At 37.5% G+C, this 20,562-nt stretch carries 17 protein-coding genes; 12 read left to right on the forward strand and 5 right to left on the reverse strand.

The window, feature by feature from the left end; all coding sequences use genetic code 11:
- Positions 1-31 precede the first annotated feature (31 nt).
- Entirely contained in the window at positions 32-1,750 is a 1,719-nt protein-coding gene (locus ACIQ38_RS12825; protein WP_402823288.1) for an ABC transporter ATP-binding protein, read from the reverse strand.
- A gap of 136 nt (positions 1,751-1,886) precedes the next feature.
- On the opposite strand from ACIQ38_RS12825, the gene ACIQ38_RS12830 reads away from it, so the two are divergent.
- The 9 genes from ACIQ38_RS12830 (at position 1,887) to zupT (ending at position 12,199) form a co-directional block, all read left to right on the forward strand.
- On the forward strand, positions 1,887-3,374 hold the full coding sequence (locus tag ACIQ38_RS12830; protein ID WP_402823291.1) for a peptide MFS transporter: 1,488 nt from the start codon (positions 1,887-1,889) through the stop codon (positions 3,372-3,374).
- A gap of 128 nt (positions 3,375-3,502) precedes the next feature.
- Positions 3,503-4,351 (forward strand): DUF6612 family protein, encoded by an 849-nt coding sequence (locus tag ACIQ38_RS12835; RefSeq protein ID WP_402823294.1) that lies wholly within the window; start codon positions 3,503-3,505, stop codon positions 4,349-4,351.
- Between the two features lie 1,114 nt (positions 4,352-5,465).
- Complete coding sequence (locus tag ACIQ38_RS12840) at positions 5,466-6,422, forward strand: ABC transporter permease (protein WP_402823297.1); 957 nt, start codon at positions 5,466-5,468, stop codon at positions 6,420-6,422.
- The gene (locus tag ACIQ38_RS12845; protein WP_402823300.1) at positions 6,409-7,365 is read left to right on the forward strand and encodes an iron chelate uptake ABC transporter family permease subunit; all 957 of its coding nucleotides are present in this window, start codon (positions 6,409-6,411) and stop codon (positions 7,363-7,365) included. The genes ACIQ38_RS12840 and ACIQ38_RS12845 overlap by 14 nt, the downstream gene beginning before the upstream one ends.
- Positions 7,362-8,129, forward strand: a complete 768-nt coding sequence (locus ACIQ38_RS12850; RefSeq protein ID WP_402823303.1) for an iron ABC transporter ATP-binding protein — start codon at positions 7,362-7,364, stop codon at positions 8,127-8,129. Before ACIQ38_RS12845 ends, ACIQ38_RS12850 begins: the two co-directional genes overlap by 4 nt.
- A 135-nt stretch (positions 8,130-8,264) precedes the next feature.
- On the forward strand, positions 8,265-9,317 hold the full coding sequence (locus ACIQ38_RS12855; protein ID WP_402823305.1) for a siderophore ABC transporter substrate-binding protein: 1,053 nt from the start codon (positions 8,265-8,267) through the stop codon (positions 9,315-9,317).
- A 681-nt stretch (positions 9,318-9,998) separates the two neighbouring features.
- Positions 9,999-10,610 carry a phosphatase PAP2 family protein gene (locus ACIQ38_RS12860; RefSeq protein ID WP_402823308.1) on the forward strand — a complete coding sequence of 204 codons (612 nt, stop codon included), beginning with the start codon at positions 9,999-10,001 and terminating at the stop codon, positions 10,608-10,610.
- Positions 10,611-10,660: 50 nt separating this feature from the next.
- The gene (locus tag ACIQ38_RS12865) at positions 10,661-11,314 is read left to right on the forward strand and encodes a uracil-DNA glycosylase (RefSeq protein WP_402823311.1); all 654 of its coding nucleotides are present in this window, start codon (positions 10,661-10,663) and stop codon (positions 11,312-11,314) included.
- Between the two features lie 75 nt (positions 11,315-11,389).
- Positions 11,390-12,199: a zinc transporter ZupT gene (zupT, locus tag ACIQ38_RS12870; RefSeq protein ID WP_402823314.1), complete on the forward strand. Its 810-nt coding sequence runs from the start codon at positions 11,390-11,392 to the stop codon at positions 12,197-12,199.
- Between the two features lie 16 nt (positions 12,200-12,215).
- On the opposite strand, the gene thrB is transcribed toward zupT, so the two are convergent.
- Both thrB and thrC read right to left on the reverse strand, forming a co-directional pair.
- A complete protein-coding gene (gene thrB, locus ACIQ38_RS12875; RefSeq protein ID WP_402823317.1) occupies positions 12,216-13,139 on the reverse strand; it encodes a homoserine kinase in 924 nt (307 codons plus the stop codon).
- A complete protein-coding gene (gene thrC, locus ACIQ38_RS12880) occupies positions 13,136-14,191 on the reverse strand; it encodes a threonine synthase (RefSeq protein ID WP_402823320.1) in 1,056 nt (351 codons plus the stop codon). The genes thrB and thrC overlap by 4 nt, the downstream gene beginning before the upstream one ends.
- Before the next feature lie 174 nt (positions 14,192-14,365).
- On the opposite strand from thrC, the gene ACIQ38_RS12885 reads away from it, so the two are divergent.
- The 3 genes from ACIQ38_RS12885 to ACIQ38_RS12895 all read left to right on the forward strand — a co-directional run bounded on the left by ACIQ38_RS12885 (position 14,366) and on the right by ACIQ38_RS12895 (position 17,540).
- Positions 14,366-15,577, forward strand: a complete 1,212-nt coding sequence (locus ACIQ38_RS12885; protein ID WP_402823322.1) for an MFS transporter — start codon at positions 14,366-14,368, stop codon at positions 15,575-15,577.
- 105 nt (positions 15,578-15,682) lie between these two features.
- A complete protein-coding gene (locus tag ACIQ38_RS12890; RefSeq protein ID WP_402823325.1) occupies positions 15,683-16,954 on the forward strand; it encodes an acetyl-CoA hydrolase/transferase family protein in 1,272 nt (423 codons plus the stop codon).
- 1 nt (position 16,955) lies between these two features.
- Positions 16,956-17,540, forward strand: a complete 585-nt coding sequence (locus tag ACIQ38_RS12895; RefSeq protein WP_402823327.1) for a DNA-3-methyladenine glycosylase — start codon at positions 16,956-16,958, stop codon at positions 17,538-17,540.
- Positions 17,541-18,321: 781 nt separating this feature from the next.
- Here ACIQ38_RS12895 and ACIQ38_RS12900 read toward each other — a convergent pair.
- Both ACIQ38_RS12900 and hmpA read right to left on the reverse strand, forming a co-directional pair.
- Positions 18,322-19,122, reverse strand: coding sequence for a GNAT family N-acetyltransferase (locus ACIQ38_RS12900; RefSeq protein WP_402823330.1), 801 nt, complete (start codon positions 19,120-19,122; stop codon positions 18,322-18,324).
- A gap of 175 nt (positions 19,123-19,297) precedes the next feature.
- Entirely contained in the window at positions 19,298-20,485 is a 1,188-nt protein-coding gene (gene hmpA, locus ACIQ38_RS12905) for an NO-inducible flavohemoprotein (protein WP_402823333.1), read from the reverse strand.
- Positions 20,486-20,562 lie beyond the last annotated feature (77 nt).

A 20,562-nucleotide genomic window follows, 5' to 3' on the forward strand; every position in this document is an offset into this window, starting at 1 on the left:
GCTTATCGCACAAGCTGCGATAAGCTTCTTTTTACACTTCTTGGAACTGTATATTATGCAATCTAGCGAAAATCCCATCTTGCGCAACTAGCTCATTATACGATCCATCTTCTGCGATCCCATCTTCGGTTACAACTAATACTCGGTCCGCATCCCGAATAGTCGCAAGTCGATGTGCAATAATAAGGGTAGTACGATTTTCAGCAAGTTCCATTAGTGATTTTTGGATAATTTTTTCTGTTTCCGTATCAAGGGCAGAGGTAGCCTCGTCCAATATTAAAATAGGAGGATTTTTCAAAAACATGCGAGCAATGGCTAAGCGTTGCTTTTGACCACCCGACAATTTTAGTCCTCTTTCTCCAATTTGCGTGTCATATCCTTCAGGAAGACTAGCGATAAAATCTTCTAAATGCGCTTTCTTTGCTGCCTCTTGAATTTCTTCAGTAGTAGCATCCTTTTTCCCGTAAGCAATATTTTCTTCAATTGTACCGGTAAATAAAAAGACATCCTGTTGTACAATTCCAATTTGTGAACGCAATGATTGCATTGTGACGTCTTGAATATTTAGTCCGTCAATGGAAATGGCCCCTTCATTTACCTCATAAAATCGTGGAATAAGAGAACAGATAGTTGTTTTTCCGGCTCCAGACGGACCGACAAATGCCACTGTTTCTCCAGCTTTGATCGATAAATTGATATCCTTTAACACAGATTTATGCTCATCGTATCGGAAGCTGACATTGTCAAATTCAATGTCTCCATTTAAATGAGTAACACTTAAAGCATTTGGTCGATCTTTAATCTCTGGTTCTTGTTCCATTAGATCTAAAAAGCGTCTAAATCCAGCCATCCCTTTTGGATACAGCTCAAGCAGGGCAGTGATTTTATCAACTGGTTTGATCAACACATTGACATATAGGATAAAACCAACAAGCTCACCTGGTTTAAGGGTTCCCTTAAAAGTAAACCAAGCTCCCACGACAAGTACTACTAATGTTACTAGGCGAGTCATCATATAAATACTCGAATGTGTACCGGCCATTACTTTATAGGCTTTAAGTTTCGCAAGTCGAAATTGTCCGTTGTCTTGTTTGAAACGAGCTATTTCAAAATTTTCGTTTGTAAATGATTGGACTACACGTACACCGGATACACTATCTTCAACGCGTGCATTTACATCGGCGATTTTACCATACATATTTTTCCAAGCCTTGTTCATCATGATGTTTCCATATGTAGCAACGATCGCTAAGAAAGGAACCATTACAATTGCAATAACGGCAAGCTCAGGATTGAGATTGAACATAATTATAAAAGCACCGATTAGGGTCATAAAAGCAATGAATAAATCCTCAGGTCCATGATGGGCTAGCTCGCCAATATCAAATAAGTCATTTGTAATACGGCTCATTACATGTCCCGTTTTTGTATTATCAAAAAAACGGAATGACTGTCTTTGGACATGATTAAATAATTGCTGGCGCATATCGGTTTCGATATTAATGCCTAGCTTATGTCCTAAATAACTCACAACATAGTTCAGAAAAGTGCTCAATATATAGACGAGCAACAGTAAAATACTAACTTTTACAATCATATTCCAATCGTTAGTTGGTAATAATACATCGATAAACCATTGCACAGCGAGAGGAAATGCTAGCTCTAAGATGGCTACAAATACTGCACTACTAAAATCGATGACGAATAACCGTTTGTGTGGTTTATAAAATGAAAAAAATTTCTTTAGCACCAAATCTCCCTCTTCCTTTTATACATAGTGACTATTATAGCGAACAATTTCAGAAAACGAAATAATTGGATAATTTTTGACAGGAAAAAGGGAGGGCGTTATAATGGATTTCTCAGTTTAGAAAAGAGGTAAAAGCATGTTTTCAAAAGAAGAAATAGTTAAGTCAGTTCCACAAAAAGGCTTCTTCGGACACCCGAAAGGATTAATGTCCTTATTTTTCACGGAGTTTTGGGAGCGTTTTTCTTACTACGGAATGCGCGCAATTCTAATCTATTATATGTACTATGAAGTAACACAAGGTGGTTTGGGGCTTGAGCGTTCAACGGCAAACTCTATCATGGCGGTTTATGGCTCCCTTGTTTATATGTCTGGAATTATTGGTGGTTGGATAGCCGACAGACTACTAGGTACAACAAGAACTGTATTTTATGGTGGAGTATTAATAATGCTGGGGCATATCGTCTTGGCGTTTCCAGGTGGAATTACGACATTATTTGTCTCGATGGCTCTGATCATCATCGGAACAGGGTTATTAAAATCAAATATCTCCACAATTGTGGGTGATTTATATTCAGAGAAAGATGCTCGTCGTGACTCTGGATTTAGTCTTTTTTATATGGGTATTAATATGGGTGGTTTCCTTGCACCATTGATCGTTGGAACTATTGGTCTTAAGTATAACTTCCATTTAGGATTTGGACTAGCGGCAGTTGGGATGGCCTTAGGATTAATCGTATTTTTATTAACAAAGAAAAATAATCTTGGGTTGGCTGGATCCTATGTGCCAAATCCAATGACTAAAGAAGAACGTAAAAAAGTATTTGCTCGAATTGGTATTGTCATTGTAATTGTGTTGATACTTGGATTTATATTAGTGCAACAAGGGATTATGACGATTGATGTCTTTACTATGACAGTTTCTATTTTAGGTATTGTCATACCGACATTGTATTTTATAGTAATGTATCGAAGTGAGCGTACTTCTGCAGATGAAAAATCGAGATTACTTGCTTATATTCCGTTATTTGTTTCGGCGATGATGTTCTGGGCAATTGCCGAACAAGGATCGAATATCTTGGCGCAGTATGCAGATGAACGAGTAAATCTGATGATAGGATCTTTTAAGATTTCGCCTGCATGGTTCCAATCATTAAATCCATTATTTATTATTGTACTCGCACCAATTTTTGCTTGGTTGTGGATAAAACTTGGCGATAGACAACCTTCTACGCCTAAAAAGTTCGCTTTTGGATTGTTCTTTGCCGGAATGTCTTTCATCGTAATGATCATTCCAGCATACACAAACGGAACGGAAACGCTTGTTAACCCGTTTTGGCTTGTACTAAGCTTCTTCTTAGTTGTACTTGGTGAGTTACTATTGTCACCAGTTGGTTTATCGGCAACAACAAAGCTTGCACCAACCGCGTTTGCTGCCCAAACGATGAGTTTGTGGTTTATGACGAACGCATCCGCACAAGCGATCAATGCACAAGTAGTTAAATTATATTCACCAGAAAATGAAATTTTATACTTTGGCGTAATTGGAGTAATCGCAATTATTATCGGATTGTTATTATATTTAATGACACCTTTAATCCAAAAGTATATGCGTGGAGTAAATTAAATGAAGCTTGTTGGGAAAGGGATGTGACTTATTGCATCCCTTTCTCTTTTTAATGTGAAAATAAATGAAACTTTTCCGAAACTTTCCTCGTATAATAATTATCAACAAAGGAAGGGATGATAGCTAATATGAAAAAATGGACAATGCTTATTGCAGTAGCCACATTATCATTAGGTTTAGCTGCATGTAATGAAACAGCGGCCCCAGCAGCAGGAAGTGAAGAGGTAACAGAAAAGAGTAAGTTAACACTGCAAGAAGTATATGACAAATCTATTGCGACAGCAGAAGAATTAAAAAGTGTGCGTGCAGTAATGGATTTAAACCAAAAAATGAATATGCCAAGTGAAGACACTACATTAGAAATTAGCTCGAAAATGGATATGGAATATGTAGTAGAACCAATGCAGATGCATCAAAAAGGAACTTCGACAGTAAATGGATTGGCAGAAGGTATGCCTGCCCAAACGTCTGCGTCGGAAAGTTATATGACTGCGAATGATTTCTATGTATATGAAGAATCTGCTGGAGAGTGGATGAAGTTCCCACAAGAAATGATGACAGGAATTATGAATGCTGCAGGACAAGCAAATACAACGGATCAATTGAAACAAATTGAAGGATATTTAGATGAGTTTACTTTCGAGCAAGATAATGAAAACTATATATTGACGCTCGAAGCATCAGGTGAAAAATTCACAGAACTTGTAAAAGAACAAGTAGATGAAATGATGCAAACTATGGGTGTAGGCGAAGAGATTCAAATGGATTTCGTTATTAACTCAGTGAATTATTTAATACACATTGATAAAGAAACGTTCCAAACGAATAAATTAGATGTTGTAATCGATATGGATATCGAAGTAGACGGAGAGAAAATGAACATCGAACAAGATGTAAAATCTACTTTCTCTGGTTTCAATGAAGTAGAAGAAATCGTTATCCCGCAAGAAGTTATCGATAACGCTGTAGCATTATAAAATGTAATAAGGAAAAAGACTGCTCCCGATTGTTACGATAAAGTGACAATTGAGAGTAGTCTTTTTTATTTACATTGGAAAATTTAATATTAATGATATACGGATAACTTGCATTTAATAATGTGAGATGCACCGCTCTTTAGGGAAAGTGCGTCTTAGTGAGTTGTATGAAATGTCCGCAGGGATTTTCGCAGCAGGGCGGACGCTTTCCGTGGGGTGAGTGATGAGCCTTCACCGCCGCGCCTACGCGCGTACGTTGTGAAGTCTCATCTTACTCACTTAATCCCTTCGGAGTCGCCGCCCTGCTGCGAAAATCAATGGAAAATACTCACTTAGCGGTGCTCGAAATTAACAAAAAGTAGTTGAACGAGACAAACTAGTCTAGCTGATACCGGCTAGGCGAGTTCGACGGGCTTTTAGCATATTATTCCTATAATCTGCCTGAATTATGGTCGTCTCAATCCAAGTAAACTTGCTATTGTAAGAAATTAGTTGCTTTCAATGGCTATTTAGTTGCTCTCATGCTGATTTTAATTGCTTTCATACTAAAAATAGTTGCTTTCAACAGCTATTTGATTGCCCTTAGCCATTCTTTGGAATTTTGCTCGAAGGCGTGAGACCCTGCAAGAGCATTAGCGACGTAGTGGCTCGTCACTTGTCCGGCGGAAATATAGCGGCCTCCTTATTGAGCTCGCTAAGACGCACTATCCCTATAATATGCTATCTTTTCGGAAGCGCATCCTTTTTGTTTCTATCTAATCTATAGTAAAATTATAATGGTGTAAAATAGCTGATATATAGTATATTCTTAAATGAAAATGATTTTCATTTAAGGTTGACTTGTTTTACCAAACTGCTATAATTAAATTGGTGTGCAAGTGATAATGATTTTCACTATCGTGAACCGAATAGATTACAGTTTATAGACATGAAAAAGCTGTTTTTATTGCACTAATTAGTACTTAATATTTATATCTTTTTATAGGGATAAGGAGAATTTCTCTAACCGACTTATCGGTAGGAAATATTTAATAGTTTATAAAGTAGTTTGTATACTCAGAGGTGAGAATATTTCTCACTGTCATATGAGAATAAAAGAAATATGGGGTTAAAAATGAGACTGTGGATGTTGATTATTGCAGTAGTCATCCTATCATTTGTTTCGCTATTTATTGGTGCGATTAACATAAAGCCAAGTGATTTGCTTGATTGGGAATCGTTAGAAACACAAATTTTCTTAATTAGTCGTTTACCAAGACTATTAGCCATTATTTTAGCTGGTGCAGGGATGGGTATTGCAGGTTTGATTATGCAAAGTTTAAGCCGAAACAAATTTGTATCGCCAACAACGGCTGGTACATTAGATGCAGCAAAACTAGGGATTATCATCTCTATGATGTTCTTTACAAGTATGTCTTACATCGGACAAATTATTTTCAGTTTTGCGTTTGCTTTAATTGGTACATTTATTTTTATGCAATTGCTAGAACGCATTAAGTTTAAAGATGCAGTGTTTGTCCCACTTATCGGGATTATGTATGGAAATATTGTTGGAGCAATATCTACTTTCTTAGCGTATGAAGGGAATATTCTCCAAAATGTTGATACATTTTTCCAGGGGAGTTTTACATTAGTTGTATCTGGTCGTTATGAACTTCTTTATGTAGCTGTACCAGCTATTATTATTGCTTATATTTATGCCAATAAATTTACCGTGGCAGGTATGGGTGAAGATTTTGCTAAAAATGTCGGTTTGAGCTATCGAACGGTCTTGAATATTGGGTTAGTTATTGTCGCCGTTATTTCAACTACAGTTATTTTAACCGTCGGTATTATTCCATTTTTAGGATTAATTGTACCAAACCTTGTATCTCTTTATTTAGGAGATAATTTACGTAAAACAATTCCACATACCATTTTTATGGGTGCAGCATTTTTATTAATCTGCGATATTATTAGCCGCTTAATCGTACATCCATTTGAAATTCCAGTAAATACAACTGTTGCAGTAATCGGTAGTGCGATCTTCTTAATTATGTTATTTAGGGGGAAAGCATATGCGAAAAAATAGTACGAAGCTAATTATATTAGCAGTTATCGCCATAATTTGTATGTTGTTATTTGCATTTTACAATATTCAAGGTGGTTTTAGTTATGCATTTCCAAAACGGTTAGAGCGATTATTTGCGATGGTCATTACAGGTACTGCAATTGCCTATGCAACTGTAGCGTTCCAAACGGTAACTCACAATCGACTGTTAACACCATCGGTTATGGGGATTGACTCCATGTACGAGATAGTTCAGACGATTATTTACTTTGCCTTAGGTTCGTCTTCGATTTTTGTTGTAAGCCGTTACTTGAACTTTGGTGTATCCATTATTGCAATGGTTCTGTTTGCATTAATTTTATACCGTTTCTTATTCCGCGCAGATAAGCATCCGATTTTCTTACTACTATTAGCAGGTATGATTATTGGGACACTACTTGGAAGTTTAGTTACCTTTATGCAAGTAATTATTGATCCAGTAGAGTATGAAAGCTTACAAGCTCGATTATTTGCTAGTTTTATGAACGTAAAAACAGAGTTGTTATTTATATCAGCAGGCATTGTAATATTAGCGTTTCTATATGGTACCCGTATATTACATAAATTAGATGTCATGTCTTTAGGGCGTGACAATGCCATTAATTTAGGTATTAACTATGACAAAATGGTATTACGAATTTTAATTTTGTCATCTATTTTAATTGCAGTAGCAACCGCTTTAGTCGGACCTATTACGTTTTTAGGATTAATCGTTTCCAACTTAGCATATCAATATTTTGCTACATACAAACACTGGGTTTTAATTGTAGGTGCAAGTTTAATAAGTATTATTGCATTGGTCGGCGGACAATTTTTAGTGCTTCACGTATTTAATTTAACGACAACGATTAGTGTCATTATTAACTTTATCGGTGGTCTTTACTTTATTTACTTATTACTAAAGGAAAGTAGGAAAGCAGGATGATTGAGATTAAAGGGCTTTCTAAAAGCTTTGGGAAAAAAACTGTTGTTGAAGATGTCACGTTAAAAATTCAAGCAAAAGCTATTACGTCCTTTATTGGACCTAATGGTGCTGGTAAATCAACGTTATTATCAATGGTAAGCCGTTTGTTAGATGCGGATACAGGTGAAGTACTATTAGATCAATCAGACGTAAAGAAAATGAAATCAGATGCCTTTGCGAAGCGCGTTGCAATTTTAAAACAAGCTAACCATTTGAATATCCGTTTAACGATTCGCGAGCTTGTATCTTTTGGCCGTTATCCGTACTCGAAGGGACGTTTAAACGAAGAAGATCACAAATTTGTGAACCAAGCGTTAGAGTATATGAACTTAACTGACATGCAAGATAAGTTTTTAGATGAGCTATCAGGTGGTCAAAAGCAGCGTGCCTTTATTTCTATGGTTATTGCGCAAGATACTGACTATATTTTACTCGATGAACCATTAAACAACCTAGATATGAAGCATTCTGTGCAAATCATGAAAATTTTGCGTAAATTAGTAGATGAGTTAGGTAAAACAGTTGTTATCGTATTACATGATATTAACTTTGCTTCTGTCTACTCCGATCGTATTGTTGCGTTGAAGGATGGGCGTCTAGTAAAAGATGGTCCGACACATGAGATTATTAACTCCGCTGCTTTACGAGAAGTGTATGATATGGACATTCCTGTTCAAGTACAGGATGGTTGTCGAATTTGTGTCTATTTTAACTCCCATCATTAACTTTAATAAAGTAAAGTTCAAAGAATAATTGACAATTATAGAGTATTACACTAAAATATGGTTTAGTTAATTGAAAATGATTTTCATTACCATTTTCAAGATGAAAGAGCTTTTATTAGGAGGAGAAATTTAGATATGAAGAATTGGAAGTTTTTAACCGCTTCAGCGGCGTTAGTATTAATGTTAGCAGCATGTGGATCAGAAGAGGCAGAAACACCAAAAACAGATGAACCAACAGAAACAGGTGCATCTACTGAAGCAGGTGAAACAGAAGTAGCTGAAGAATCAGCTTTCCCAATGACAGTATCATCATTAACTTCTAGTCGTGAAACTGAAGATGGTGCTTCGATTACATTTGAAGATATCACTTTGGAAGAACAGCCAGAGCGTATTATTTCTTTTGACTATGGTTTCTTAGATACACTAGATGCATTAGGCGTTGAAGGTATCGTAGGTGTAGCAGCTAACGGTGGTAAAGGAAACATTCCAGAACACTTAAAAGAAAAATATGCACCAAGCGATGAGATTGCTGACGTTGGTACATTAAAAGAAATCAACTTCGAAGCGGTAGCAGCAGCTAACCCTGATATTATTTTCATCTCTGGTCGTCAATCTCCATACTATGAAGAACTGAAAGAAATTACACCAAACGTAGTATTCATTGGCTCAGACAATTCAAATTATATTGATGCAGTTTATGAAACAGTTGATTTAGCAGCTGAAATCTTTGATAAAGCAGACAAAGCAGAAGAGTTAAAAGCAGGATTACAAGAAAAAGTGGATGCTGTAAAAGAAAAAGCAGCTGGCTATGAAAATGCATTAGTTGCAATGTATAACGACAAGAAAATCTCTGGTTTCGATAATGGTCCAGATTCTCGTTTCGCATATGTATACAATGACTTCGGTTTCGCACCAGCAACAACTGATATTAAAGCATCTTCACACGGTTCTGATTTCTCTTATGAGTCATTACTTTCTGTAGATCCAGAAGTATTATTAATCGTTGACCGCACAGTTTCTGACGTAGAAACGATTAAAGCAGATATCGAAAATGATATTATTAAACAAACTCGTGCTTACAAAGAAGGTAAAATCGTATACTTAGATGGTACGAATTGGTACTTCTCAAGCAACGGTATTACAACTGAAGCAGATAAATTACAAGAAATCTTAGATGAATTAAAATAATTCATACTATAGAGTAAAAGGAGCTCTCCTATTCGTATATACGAATAAGGGAGCTCTTTACTTTTATAATTTTACAGGTGAAAAGGGTTTGGCTACAGATGGTAAAAATCATATAGGCATCTCATCCGCTCATAAACCACCGCCTTGAACTCCTCATCCAAGCAAAGTAGTTCCTTGCGAGCAATGATTGTAGGTAACCGAGCAACCCCCTGCTCTAATCGCGCATAAATAAACATTAAAACTCCTAATGCGCTTTTAGGGATATTGCGTTTTAGAGTACCTTATAGTCTTGGCACTTGCCGTAATCATGAGACCCGGTACGCTGAAGGCAAACATATCTGCTGTTTCTCGCAACATAGAAGCCCATATTCGCGATGTTTACAAAACCGAATCCCAGTTATTGTAGTCTTGTTCCAAATAAACTTGCTTGTTTTAAGAATTAGTTGCTTTCATGAGTAATTTGGTTGCTCTCCCGCTGATTCAGTTGCTTTCAACCTAGTATTAGTTGCTTTCGATGATGGTCTAGTTGCTCTAATCCATTTATTGGATTTCTTTTATTGGAAACCTAGATGAAATTTTGTTTTTTAGCAGGCCAATCATACGCATACTTCTTTCAATTGTACATAGTAATTAATGTAGTCTATACTTTTAACATGAATATGTTGGAAGGGAGTGGGCATAATGAGGAAATGGTTTTATCCACTTGGACTTGTAACTTTACTCGGTTTTGCAGCAATATATATAAGTTTTACATCAGAAGAAATGGTACAGTTGGATCGCAAAATGAGCGAACTTATATATGGCAATGAATTTATTACATTATTTCATTATATAGGAGAGCAAAAATTTATCATCATCATGATGTTAATCTTGTTCGTGTACTTATGGGTACGATCCAAAAATTATCGTGGTATGTTATTTGGTTTATTTACTGTAGGTGTAGGAAATGTGCTCAACCAATTATTGAAAAAATGGGTGCAAAGAGAGCGTCCGGAAATTCCCAATCAATTAGAGAGCTTCAGCTTTCCATCTGGGCATGCGATGGTTGGATTATTGTATATATTTACGATTGCATACTTCTTAGCAGAACATCAATCCAATAAAACAATCCGTGTACTTATATGGATTGGCGCAATTATACTTACAATCTTTACCGGATTATCTCGTATAGCAGAAAGTCGCCATTACGCAACAGACGTGTTTGCAGGATGGCTGGCAGGGTATACTTGGTTTATACTCGTTGCATTATGGTACGAATATCGGAAAAGTATTTTTAAAAAGAATATACGCTAAAATCCTTTCCTCCTTTTGGAAAGGATTTTTTATAAAGGAGTGTAACTAATATGTTTGAATTACCTGATGAACTTGTCACGCTAGGCATGAAAAGAATAGAAGGATTTCCTGTAGAAGGCTTCGTCAAAGGAAAAGGACCCAAAAAACCTACTATCATGCTAATAGGGGAGGCACCAGGAGAAAATGAGGCAATTAAAGGGTTACCATTTGTCGGAAGAGCAGGAGATGAATTAGTCAAATCCCTTGCAAGCATCAACCTGACAAGAGATAACGTATATATGACAAGTGCAGTAAGAAGCAGACCATATGTGTGGAGAGACAAAAAAGAAAGAAATGGCGAGATGACAAAAAGGAAGTATAACCGTCCGCCTACAGGGCAAGAAATCATTGCACATGCACCATTACTCGATTATGAACTACAACATTTAGCCCCTAAGGTCATTGTGACTTTAGGAAATGTGGGCTTGCAACGTTTACTAGGTAAGGATGCAAAAGTTTCTGCATTACATGGGCAACTAATTGAACATGAAGTAAGACATTTAGCGTCGCTTGAAGAAAATAAATTTAGATGGTCCGATGAAAAATATATCATTATACCGACATATCACCCAGCGGCTGTTTTTTATCGTCCTTCTAACCGGACTTTTTTAGAAGAGGATTGGCAGAAAATTGGGGATTATATTGCTACTTCTAACTTTCGTTAAACAAATAATGTTGCACATAGGAAACTCATTGCGTATAATAAATGAAAATCAGTATTTAGAAAGAAGTTGATTTAGGTGGATGGAAATGTTGTATTTGCATTATTACTGACGTTATTTGCAGGTCTAGCAACAGGGATAGGTAGTTTACTATCTTTGTTAACGAAACGTACAAATACGAAGTTTTTATCTGTCGCATTGGGTTTTTCTGCAGGAGTAATGATTTATATATCGTTAGTTGAAATTTTTGTGAAAGCAAAAGACTCATTAACTGCGGAACTTGGTACAACGAATGGATATTGGATGACGCTCGTTGGATTTTTTGGTGGGATGATCTTTATTGCAATGATTGACCGATTATTACCAAAGCTAGGAAATCCACATGAGGTAAAAACTGTAGAGGATATGGACACCGCTCCATCTAATGCAGAATATACGAAGCTGATGAAAATGGGCGTTTTTACTGCTCTTGCTATAGGAATTCACAATTTTCCAGAAGGTATTGCTACTTTTGCATCTGCATTACAAGATCCTAATTTAGGGATTGCGATTGCAATTGCTGTTGCCATTCATAATATTCCAGAAGGTATCGCTGTGGCAGTACCGATTTATTATGCAACCGGCAATCGGAAGAAAGCATTTAAATTATCTTTTCTTTCAGGGCTTGCAGAACCAGTAGGGGCATTTGTTGCCTATTTAGTATTGATGCCGTTTTTAAATGGAATAGTTTTTGGAGTAGTTTTTGCAGCTGTTGCGGGTATTATGGTTTTCATTTCGTTAGATGAACTATTGCCGGCAGCTAAAAAGTACGATGAAACGCATTCTTCTATATATGGTGTAGTAGCAGGGATGCTGGTAATGGCGCTAAGTTTAGTACTAATGGCATAAAAAAGCAGTGCAGTTCTCAATTTGAGAAAACTGCACTACCATTTTTTGTTTTTACGACAATACCAGTTCGATTCATCTTCACTGGTACAAGTTGAAAGTTAGGGAAAACCCCATCTAGCTTAGAAATGAACTCTTCCTCGGATCCCTTTTGCACAAGTGAAAGTAGGGTAGGACCAGCACCACTTATACAAGTACCAAATGCACCAGCGTTTTTGGCCGCGACCTTAATCTCTCTACTCTGAGGAATCAAATCAAGACGGTACGGCTCGTGGAACAGATCCTGCTCCATATATAAACCGGCTTGTTCGAATGATTGAGAAAGAAATGCTGCAGTAAGTAAACTAGCAGTCGCACTTGCTTGCGCGGAAATCTGGCGTGTATAGCTATCGGGTAACACATTTCTTGCCGCTGTCGTTTTAAGTTCAAAGTTCGGGATGAATAAAACAAAAGAAGCATCAATATGATAGGCATGAAATACATGAATTTCCCCGTTATCGCTACTGGATGAAATGGTGAAGCCGCCAAAGATAGAAGCGGCTGCATTGTCCGGATGACCTTCCATTAAAGTCGCTACTTTTAACTTGTCCTGTGCAGTCAGCTCAAGTTCCAATACTTGGTTGGCAAGTTCTACTCCTGCAACAATAGCAGATGCACTGCTGCCCATACCGCGTGCAAGAGGGATTTCACTTCTCACGGATAGATGACAAGGCAGCATACTTTGTCCGTATAATTCCGCTGTTTTCTCGGCAGCTTGAATAATTAGATGCTCTTCTGGATTAGGGACTTCAGGCAAATTGTCTGATAAGTTATCAATCTTCCACGCAGAAGCCAGTTCTACTTCTAACTCCAAGTATTTATCTAAAGCAATCCCAATCGAATCAAAACCAGGTCCTAAGTTCGCTGTACTTGCAGGAATGGAAATAGACCATTTTTTACTCATAGTACACCCTCGATATAACCGCGAATTTCATCTTCATCATTTTTTAATGATACTAAGTCAATTGTAGAAACTTCCATGGCAGTATCCGGATCTTTTAATCCATTACCAGTGAAGACAGTTACTACTTTACTTCCCGCAGAAATTTTCCCACTCTTCACTGATTTAATAACACCTGCTAAAGAAGCAGCAGATCCTGGCTCTACAAATATCCCTTCACGACTAGCAATCAATTGATAAGCTTGTAGAATTTCTTCATCCGTAACAGCATCTATTAAACCACCTGATTCATCACGAGCAGCTTCTGCTAACGCCCAGCTTGCCGGATTGCCGATACGGATGGCAGTTGCAACTGTTTCAGGCTTAGCGATTGGTGCACCTTGTACAATTGCAGCAGAACCTTCTGCTTCAAAACCAAAAACTTTTGGCAAGCCTGATTGTTTTACTTCGTTATACTCTTTAAATCCTTTCCAGTACGCACTAATATTTCCGGCATTTCCAACTGGAATACATAAATAGTCTGGAGCAGAACCTAATACATCTACAATTTCAAAAGCTGCAGTTTTTTGTCCTTCCAAACGATACGGGTTAACAGAGTTAACTAGCGCTACGGGCGATGTTTCACTAACTTTACGTACTATTTGTAAGGCATCATCGAAGTTACCATCAATTTCAATAATTTTTGCACCATACATGCATGCTTGTGCTAGTTTCCCAAGTGCCACTTTCCCTTTTGGAATGACAACGATTGATTTAATCCCTGCACGAGCAGCATAGGCAGCGGCAGCAGCAGATGTGTTTCCAGTAGAAGCACAAATAACACATTCGCTTCCTTCTTCTATTGCTTTTGCTACAGCAAATACCATTCCTCTATCTTTAAACGAACCGGTCGGATTTGCACCTTCTACTTTTCCGTAAAGTTCAATGCCAAGTTCTTTCGATAAATTCTCTAGTTTAATAAGAGGCGTATTTCCCTCCTGTAATGATAGTTTAGGTGTTTTTTCTGTTACTGGTAAAAACTCTTTGTAATGTTCGATTAGTCCTTGCCAAGCCATGATGTAATCCGCCTCTCTGTTCTTCTTAAATAAACATATGTATTTCTATAATGGACATTTTACCGTAATAAAGCAAAAAAAACAAGCAGAATTTTCTATTGTAAGTTATCGATTCTATGGGTATACTAATCATGTAAATAAAAAACATTACAGGTGTAAAGACAGGGGTAAAATATGGCGACTAAAAATGTTCAAAAACCAATATCTAAAAATAAATTACTAGGCATTGCAGGGCTTGCATGGATGTTCGATGCAATGGATGTAGGGATCCTATCATTTGTTATTGCGGCGCTTGCAGTTGAATGGAATCTGACACCTGGAGAAATGGGATGGATAGGAAGTATTAACTCGATTGGGATGGCAGTAGGGGCACTTGTATTTGGTGTCTTTGCAGATAAAGTAGGACGTAAAAAGATATTCATGTTAACACTATTAATGTTCTCCATTGCTAGTGGATTATCTGCACTTGCAACAGGACTAACGTTATTTTTGATTTTACGATTTTTTGTAGGGATGGGTCTTGGCGGGGAGCTACCAGTAGCCTCTACACTAGTTTCGGAAAGTGTGGAAGCGAAAGAAAGAGGACGCGCTGTTGTACTGCTAGAAAGTTTTTGGGCTGCTGGTTGGATTGTTTCGGCACTCATTGCCTACTTTATCATTCCTGATTATGGCTGGAGAGTCGCTTTATTAATAACAGCTTTACCAGCATTTTATGCTATTTATTTGCGTATTAAGTTACCTGATTCCCCGCAATATACAGCAAAGAAAACGGAATCTAGATCCATCATGCAAAATATGAAGGAAGTTTGGTCAAAGAAATATGCTAAGCGAACACTTATGCTTTGGATTGTTTGGTTTATGGTTGTGTTTTCTTACTACGGGATGTTCTTATGGCTTCCAAGTGTAATGGTGATGAAAGGATTTACACTTATTAAGAGCTTTGAATATGTATTAATCATGACCCTTGCTCAATTACCTGGATACTTCTCAGCTGCGTGGTTAATCGAGAAAGCAGGGAGGAAGTTTGTATTAGTTACTTACTTACTAGGAACTGCTGCAAGTGCCTTTGTTTTCGGTGCTGCTGAGACGACTACTTTATTAATCATTTCTGGAATGTTCCTTTCATTCTTTAACTTAGGTGCTTGGGGAGCATTATATGCGTATTCACCAGAACAGTATCCAACCGTTATCCGTGGTACCGGATCAGGAATGGCGGCTTCTGTAGGACGTGTGGGAGGTATTCTCGGACCACTTTTAGTAGGTTCTCTTGTAGCCGCTGGGTATGAGATCGGATATATTTTTGGTATCTTCTGTGTTGCTATTGTAATTGGTGTATTATCGGTTTTATTTCTCGGTACAGAAACGAAACAAACGGAACTTGAATAAGTCCACAGAACCTGTTTCCTAAAGTAGGAAACAGGTTTTATTTTGTTTACATTATGAAACATAGTAAGATGAAAGAGGAGAAATAAGAACAACAGGAGAAAAAACATGAATCATAAACAACTATCAGATAGACAAGTAATTGACTTAATCGAAAAAGATGCGGATATCATTTTACCACTAACAAATGGAGAGCCACATAAGTTACTCGACATTTTAGAAGCAAATGCAAATAGCTTAACGAATGTGAAAGTACACCAGCTATTAGCTTTGCAGCAAAGAAAGTATATGGAAGGTGCATATCCAGGGAAACTGAAGCATGTTTCTTACTTTTTGAGTGGTGCAACACGGAAAATGTTCCAACAAGGAATGGTGGACCTTGTCCCAAACCATTTCCATGAGATGCCAAGAATATTAAGACAGTCAACAAACTTATCGATGATTATGGCAGTTGCTTCCCCGATGGACGAGTTCGGTTATTTTTCATTAGGGACACAGGCAGACATTGTGAGTGAATTTATAGGGACTGTTCCATTCATACTTGAAGTAAATAAGCATATGCCTCGTACATTTGGGGAAAACCAAATTCATATTAGCCAAATTGCTGGTTTTGTAGAAAATGATCGACCATTATTTGAAGTTGTCTCATCTCCTATTGGGGAAAAAGATATGCAAATAGCCGCTTATGTTGCAGAAAGAATACAAAATGGAGATACTTTGCAAATCGGGATAGGTTCTATTCCGAATGCTGTCATAAGTTTATTGAAAGAGCATCGACATTTAGGTATCCACACGGAAATGTTCGTAGATGGAATTGTCGATTTAGTAGAAGCCGGGGCGGTGGATGGTACCCAAAAGTTTACGAATAAAGGAAAGATCATTGCAACATTTGCACATGGTTCCAATAAAATATATAACTTTTTACACAATAACCCTGCTGTACAATTCTTACCTGTAAGTATCGTTAATGATCCACGAGAAATTGCCAAAGAAGAACGAATTGTTTCTATCAATGCAACGACAGAAGTGGATTTATACGGACAATGCGCATCCGAAACGGTTGCTGGCAAGTATTATTCTTCTACTGGAGGGCAAGCTGACTTTGCACGAGGGGTTCGCTTTGCTAAAGAAGGAAAAGGATTTGTATGTATGACATCTACTGCAAAAGACGATGAAATTTCACGTATTAAGCTTAGCCTTGCACCAGGATCAGTTGTGACTACTTCCAAAAATGACGTAGATGCAATCGTAACAGAATATGGAATTGCAAAAATGTATGGAAAATCTATTTCGGAGCGAGCAAAACAGCTTATTTCGATAGCTCATCCGAAGTTCAGAGAAGAATTAACTTTTGAAGCGAAGAAAATGGGGTTTATATAAATTGAACATAGTTGAACGGGAATTCTTTTATCAACCGACATTAGAATTAGCAAAAGACTTATTAGGTAAGTATATTGTGCATGAACATAGTAGCGGATTACTCGTAGGCAAAATCGTGGAAACAGAAGCGTATATGGGGGCGGAGGATAGAGCCGCTCATAGCTTTGGCAACAGAAGAACTAAGCGAACCGATGTGATGTTCGGTGAACCAGGACTAATCTATACGTATCAGATGCATACGCATACACTGATCAATGTAGTAGCTGCACCCGTTGATACTCCGAATGCAATATTAATACGCGCCGTAGAACCAATCGAAGGTCTAGAGCAGATGCAGGAATTTCGTAAAAACCAGCCAATGAAACAATGGACGAATGGACCCGGTAAATTGACGAAAGCATTAGGAATTACAATGGAATACTACGGTAAGCATTGGACGGAAAAACCATTATATATGGCAGAAGGAGAGAAAGTAACTTCTGTTTCTGTAGGTCCTAGAATAGGTATCCAAAACAGTGGGGAAGCTGTGCATTATCCGTATAGGTTTTGGGAAACGGATAATCCATTTGTATCCAAAACAAGATAGCATGGGGAAGAATTATTTCCCTGTGCTTTTTTATGTGTGGTTAACTTTGTATGAAGTAATATAAGGGATGGGATTTTTACTTTGTATGCAATATAGGGAAAGTGCGTCGTAGTGAGTTGTATGAAATGTCCGCAGGGATTTTCGCAGCAGGGCGGACGCTTTCCGTGGGGTGAGTTATGAGCCTTCACCGCCGCGCCTACGCGCGTACGTTGTGAAGTCTCATCTTACTCACTTAATCCCTTCGGAGTCGCCGCCTTGCTGCGAAAATCAATGGAAAATACTCACTTAGCGGTGCTCGAAATTAACAAAAAGTAGTTGAACGAGACAAACTAGTCTAGCTGATACCGGCTAGGCGAGTTCGGCGGGCTTTTAGCATATTATTCCTATAATCTGCCTGAATTATGGTCGTCTCAATCCAAGTAAACTTGCTATTGTAAGAAATTAGTTGCTTTCAATGGCTATTTAGTTGCTCTCATGCTGATTTTAATTGCTTTCATACTAAAAATAGTTGCTTTCAACAGCTATTTGATTGCCCTTAGCCATTCTTTGGAATTTTGCTCGAAGGCGTGAGACCCTGCAAGAGCATTAGCGACGTAGTGGCTCGTCACTTGTCCGGCGGAAATATAGCGGCCTCCTTATTGAGCTCGCTAAGACGCACTATCCCTACTATGTGCTTCATTCCACTCAAAAATCCCATTTGCTATATCGAGAAATAGTGATTAGTTTCATCAAAAAGTCAAAAAAAGATCGACCAAATGTTGCTTGGTCAATCTCTACATAACTATATAAGTTTACCCATATGAAACTCATCCACAAACTCACCATTAATAATAAGTGCATTTTTTCTTGATCCTTCATGTTCGAATCCGAGTTTCTCATAAAATCGTTGAGCTCGTTTATTTTCTTTGATAACGGTTAGTTCTAGCTTTGAAATTCCTGCTTCTTTTGCCCATTTCTCTCCGTATAGCATGAGAGAAGAAGCAATTCCTTTATTGGAAAACTCTTGTTTTACACCGATTACTACGGATGCTCTATGTAAAGCACGAGGGGCTGGGCCACCTTTGAATTGAACATAGCCAGCGAATTGTCCGTTCATAATAGCCAATAAAAGAATAGAGTTGACTTCGTTTTTCCATGAGGTGAAGTTTTTTCGGATGCTTTGTACAGTCATTTGAATATCCGATTTTCCATATAACATGAAGTCCGTCTCTGAGAAGATAGTTTCTTGCAATTTGATAAAAGGACGGGCATCTTCAAATTCAGCTTCTCTAATAACAAGAATATCCTTCTGTTCGTTTTCAGCTGCAGTAATTTCGTCCGTTTCATGTACAATACTATGGAAATGAATACACTTTCCTATTTCCACACTTTTAACAGAGTAGCCACTATCCATCCATGCAAAAAAGTGTAACGCTGGTGGTTTTGTTTTTTTCCACCAGCTGCTACTTAAATAAGCAGCGTTTGGCAGTGCTTGTCCAATAATCGCTTCAATTTCATTATAAGTTAAGGTGATTTCTTTAGCTGTTGATTGCTTAAAAAAAGTGGCAAGGGGAATATATTTATTTTCATGGTGTTTAGTCATATTTACTACCTTCACTCATTTCTAATATGCTCAAATTGTTAGGCTAATTATAGCACTTCCTTCCAATTATGCACACTACTTAAAGCATAATCAAACGTTAATAAATTCCTGTGAGTAGAAGATATAAAAAAAGTGCTACCTCTATATAGAAGTAACACTTTTCAGTACTCACATATTAAGCGTTTGCTAGCTCAAGTTGCATAGCTGGTCCGAAGAATTCGTAGTGAATTTGTTCTTGTGCATAACCTAATTCAAGTAAATGATTAATCATTGCTTCCATAAATCCAACTGGGCCACAAACATATACATCTCCATTTTGGATAGCATGTTCAGCTAAAACGTCTTTTGTGATGAAACCATCTTCTGTGTCGGAGTAAAGGGAAACATATTTTGCGTCTTCCATTGGTTCCATTAATGAGCGAATAGCTTGATCAAATGGGTGTAAACTTTCGTTACGTGCGCTATAGATAAATGATACTTTACGAGAAGATTGGTTTTTCGCAACAGTTTCAAACATACTCATCATCGGTGTAATTCCTACTCCACCACTAATGAAAGTAACAGGTGAACATTTCTCTGAATCTAAGACGAAATCTCCTGCAGGTGCACTTAGTTCCACTGTATCCCCAACATTAACATTATTGTGTAAGTGAACAGATACTTTTCCTTCTGGATTATTTTCATCTTCTTTTTTCACCGAAATACGGAAGCTTTCTGAATCTGAAGCTTTTGATAAACTATATTGTCTGTTTAGTAAATATTTCTCGCCTGGAACACTTACACGAATTGTGATGAATTGACCTGGTGCATAAGCAGGTACTTCACTTCCATCAGCTGGTTTTAAGTAGAATGAAGTGATATTCTCGCTTTCTTTCACTTTATCAACGACAGTGAAATCTTTAAAGAATCTCCAACCACCTTGTTTGGACTCAGAAGCCACATACATTTCTTCTTCAATGCCGATAAATGCATCTGCGATTACGCCGTATGCTTCCGCCCAAGCGTTGATAATATCATCTGTAGCAGCGTCTCCAAGTACTTCTTTGATAGCCCCAAGTAAATGTTGGCCAACGATTGGATAATGTTCTGGTTTAATACCAAGACTTACGTGTTTTTGACCGATTTGTTTTACAACTGGAATAATGGCAGCTAAGTTATCAATATGCACTGCAGCTGCGTATACAGTGTTTGCAAGAGCAGTTTGTTGACGTCCTTTTGCTTGGTTAGCATGGTTAAATATATTTAATAATTCAGGGTGCGCTTCGAACATATTTTTATAAAAAGTAGTAGTAATTGCAACTCCGTGAACTTCTAAAACTGGAGCAGTAGATTTTACGATATCAATTGTTTGTTGAGATAACATAATATGACACGTCCTTTTTTGTTTGTTATTTACACTTAATACGATACTCCTCTATTTTCTTTAAAGCAATATTTAAA

Source organism: Psychrobacillus sp. NPDC096389, assembly GCF_044762855.1.
In the GTDB taxonomy this organism is placed as follows: Bacteria; Bacillota; Bacilli; order Bacillales_A; family Planococcaceae; genus Psychrobacillus.

Excerpts from the sequence above, each read along its gene's own strand:
- ACIQ38_RS12830 (WP_402823291.1), top strand. The coding sequence starts at position 1,887 with ATGTTTTCAAAAGAAGAAATAGTTAAGTCAGTTCCACAAAAAGGCTTC.
- ACIQ38_RS12835 (WP_402823294.1), top strand. The coding sequence starts at position 3,503 with ATGAAAAAATGGACAATGCTTATTGCAGTAGCCACATTATCATTAGGT.
- hmpA (WP_402823333.1), bottom strand. The coding sequence starts at position 20,485 with ATGTTATCTCAACAAACAATTGATATCGTAAAATCTACTGCTCCAGTT.
- ACIQ38_RS12885 (WP_402823322.1), top strand. The coding sequence starts at position 14,366 with ATGGCGACTAAAAATGTTCAAAAACCAATATCTAAAAATAAATTACTA.
- ACIQ38_RS12845 (WP_402823300.1), top strand. The coding sequence starts at position 6,409 with ATGCGAAAAAATAGTACGAAGCTAATTATATTAGCAGTTATCGCCATA.
- ACIQ38_RS12855 (WP_402823305.1), top strand. The coding sequence starts at position 8,265 with ATGAAGAATTGGAAGTTTTTAACCGCTTCAGCGGCGTTAGTATTAATG.
- ACIQ38_RS12860 (WP_402823308.1), top strand. The coding sequence starts at position 9,999 with ATGAGGAAATGGTTTTATCCACTTGGACTTGTAACTTTACTCGGTTTT.
- ACIQ38_RS12850 (WP_402823303.1), top strand. The coding sequence starts at position 7,362 with ATGATTGAGATTAAAGGGCTTTCTAAAAGCTTTGGGAAAAAAACTGTT.
- thrB (WP_402823317.1), bottom strand. The coding sequence starts at position 13,139 with ATGAGTAAAAAATGGTCTATTTCCATTCCTGCAAGTACAGCGAACTTA.
- thrC (WP_402823320.1), bottom strand. The coding sequence starts at position 14,191 with ATGGCTTGGCAAGGACTAATCGAACATTACAAAGAGTTTTTACCAGTA.
- ACIQ38_RS12840 (WP_402823297.1), top strand. The coding sequence starts at position 5,466 with ATGAGACTGTGGATGTTGATTATTGCAGTAGTCATCCTATCATTTGTT.
- ACIQ38_RS12900 (WP_402823330.1), bottom strand. The coding sequence starts at position 19,122 with ATGACTAAACACCATGAAAATAAATATATTCCCCTTGCCACTTTTTTT.
- ACIQ38_RS12865 (WP_402823311.1), top strand. The coding sequence starts at position 10,661 with ATGTTTGAATTACCTGATGAACTTGTCACGCTAGGCATGAAAAGAATA.
- ACIQ38_RS12890 (WP_402823325.1), top strand. The coding sequence starts at position 15,683 with ATGAATCATAAACAACTATCAGATAGACAAGTAATTGACTTAATCGAA.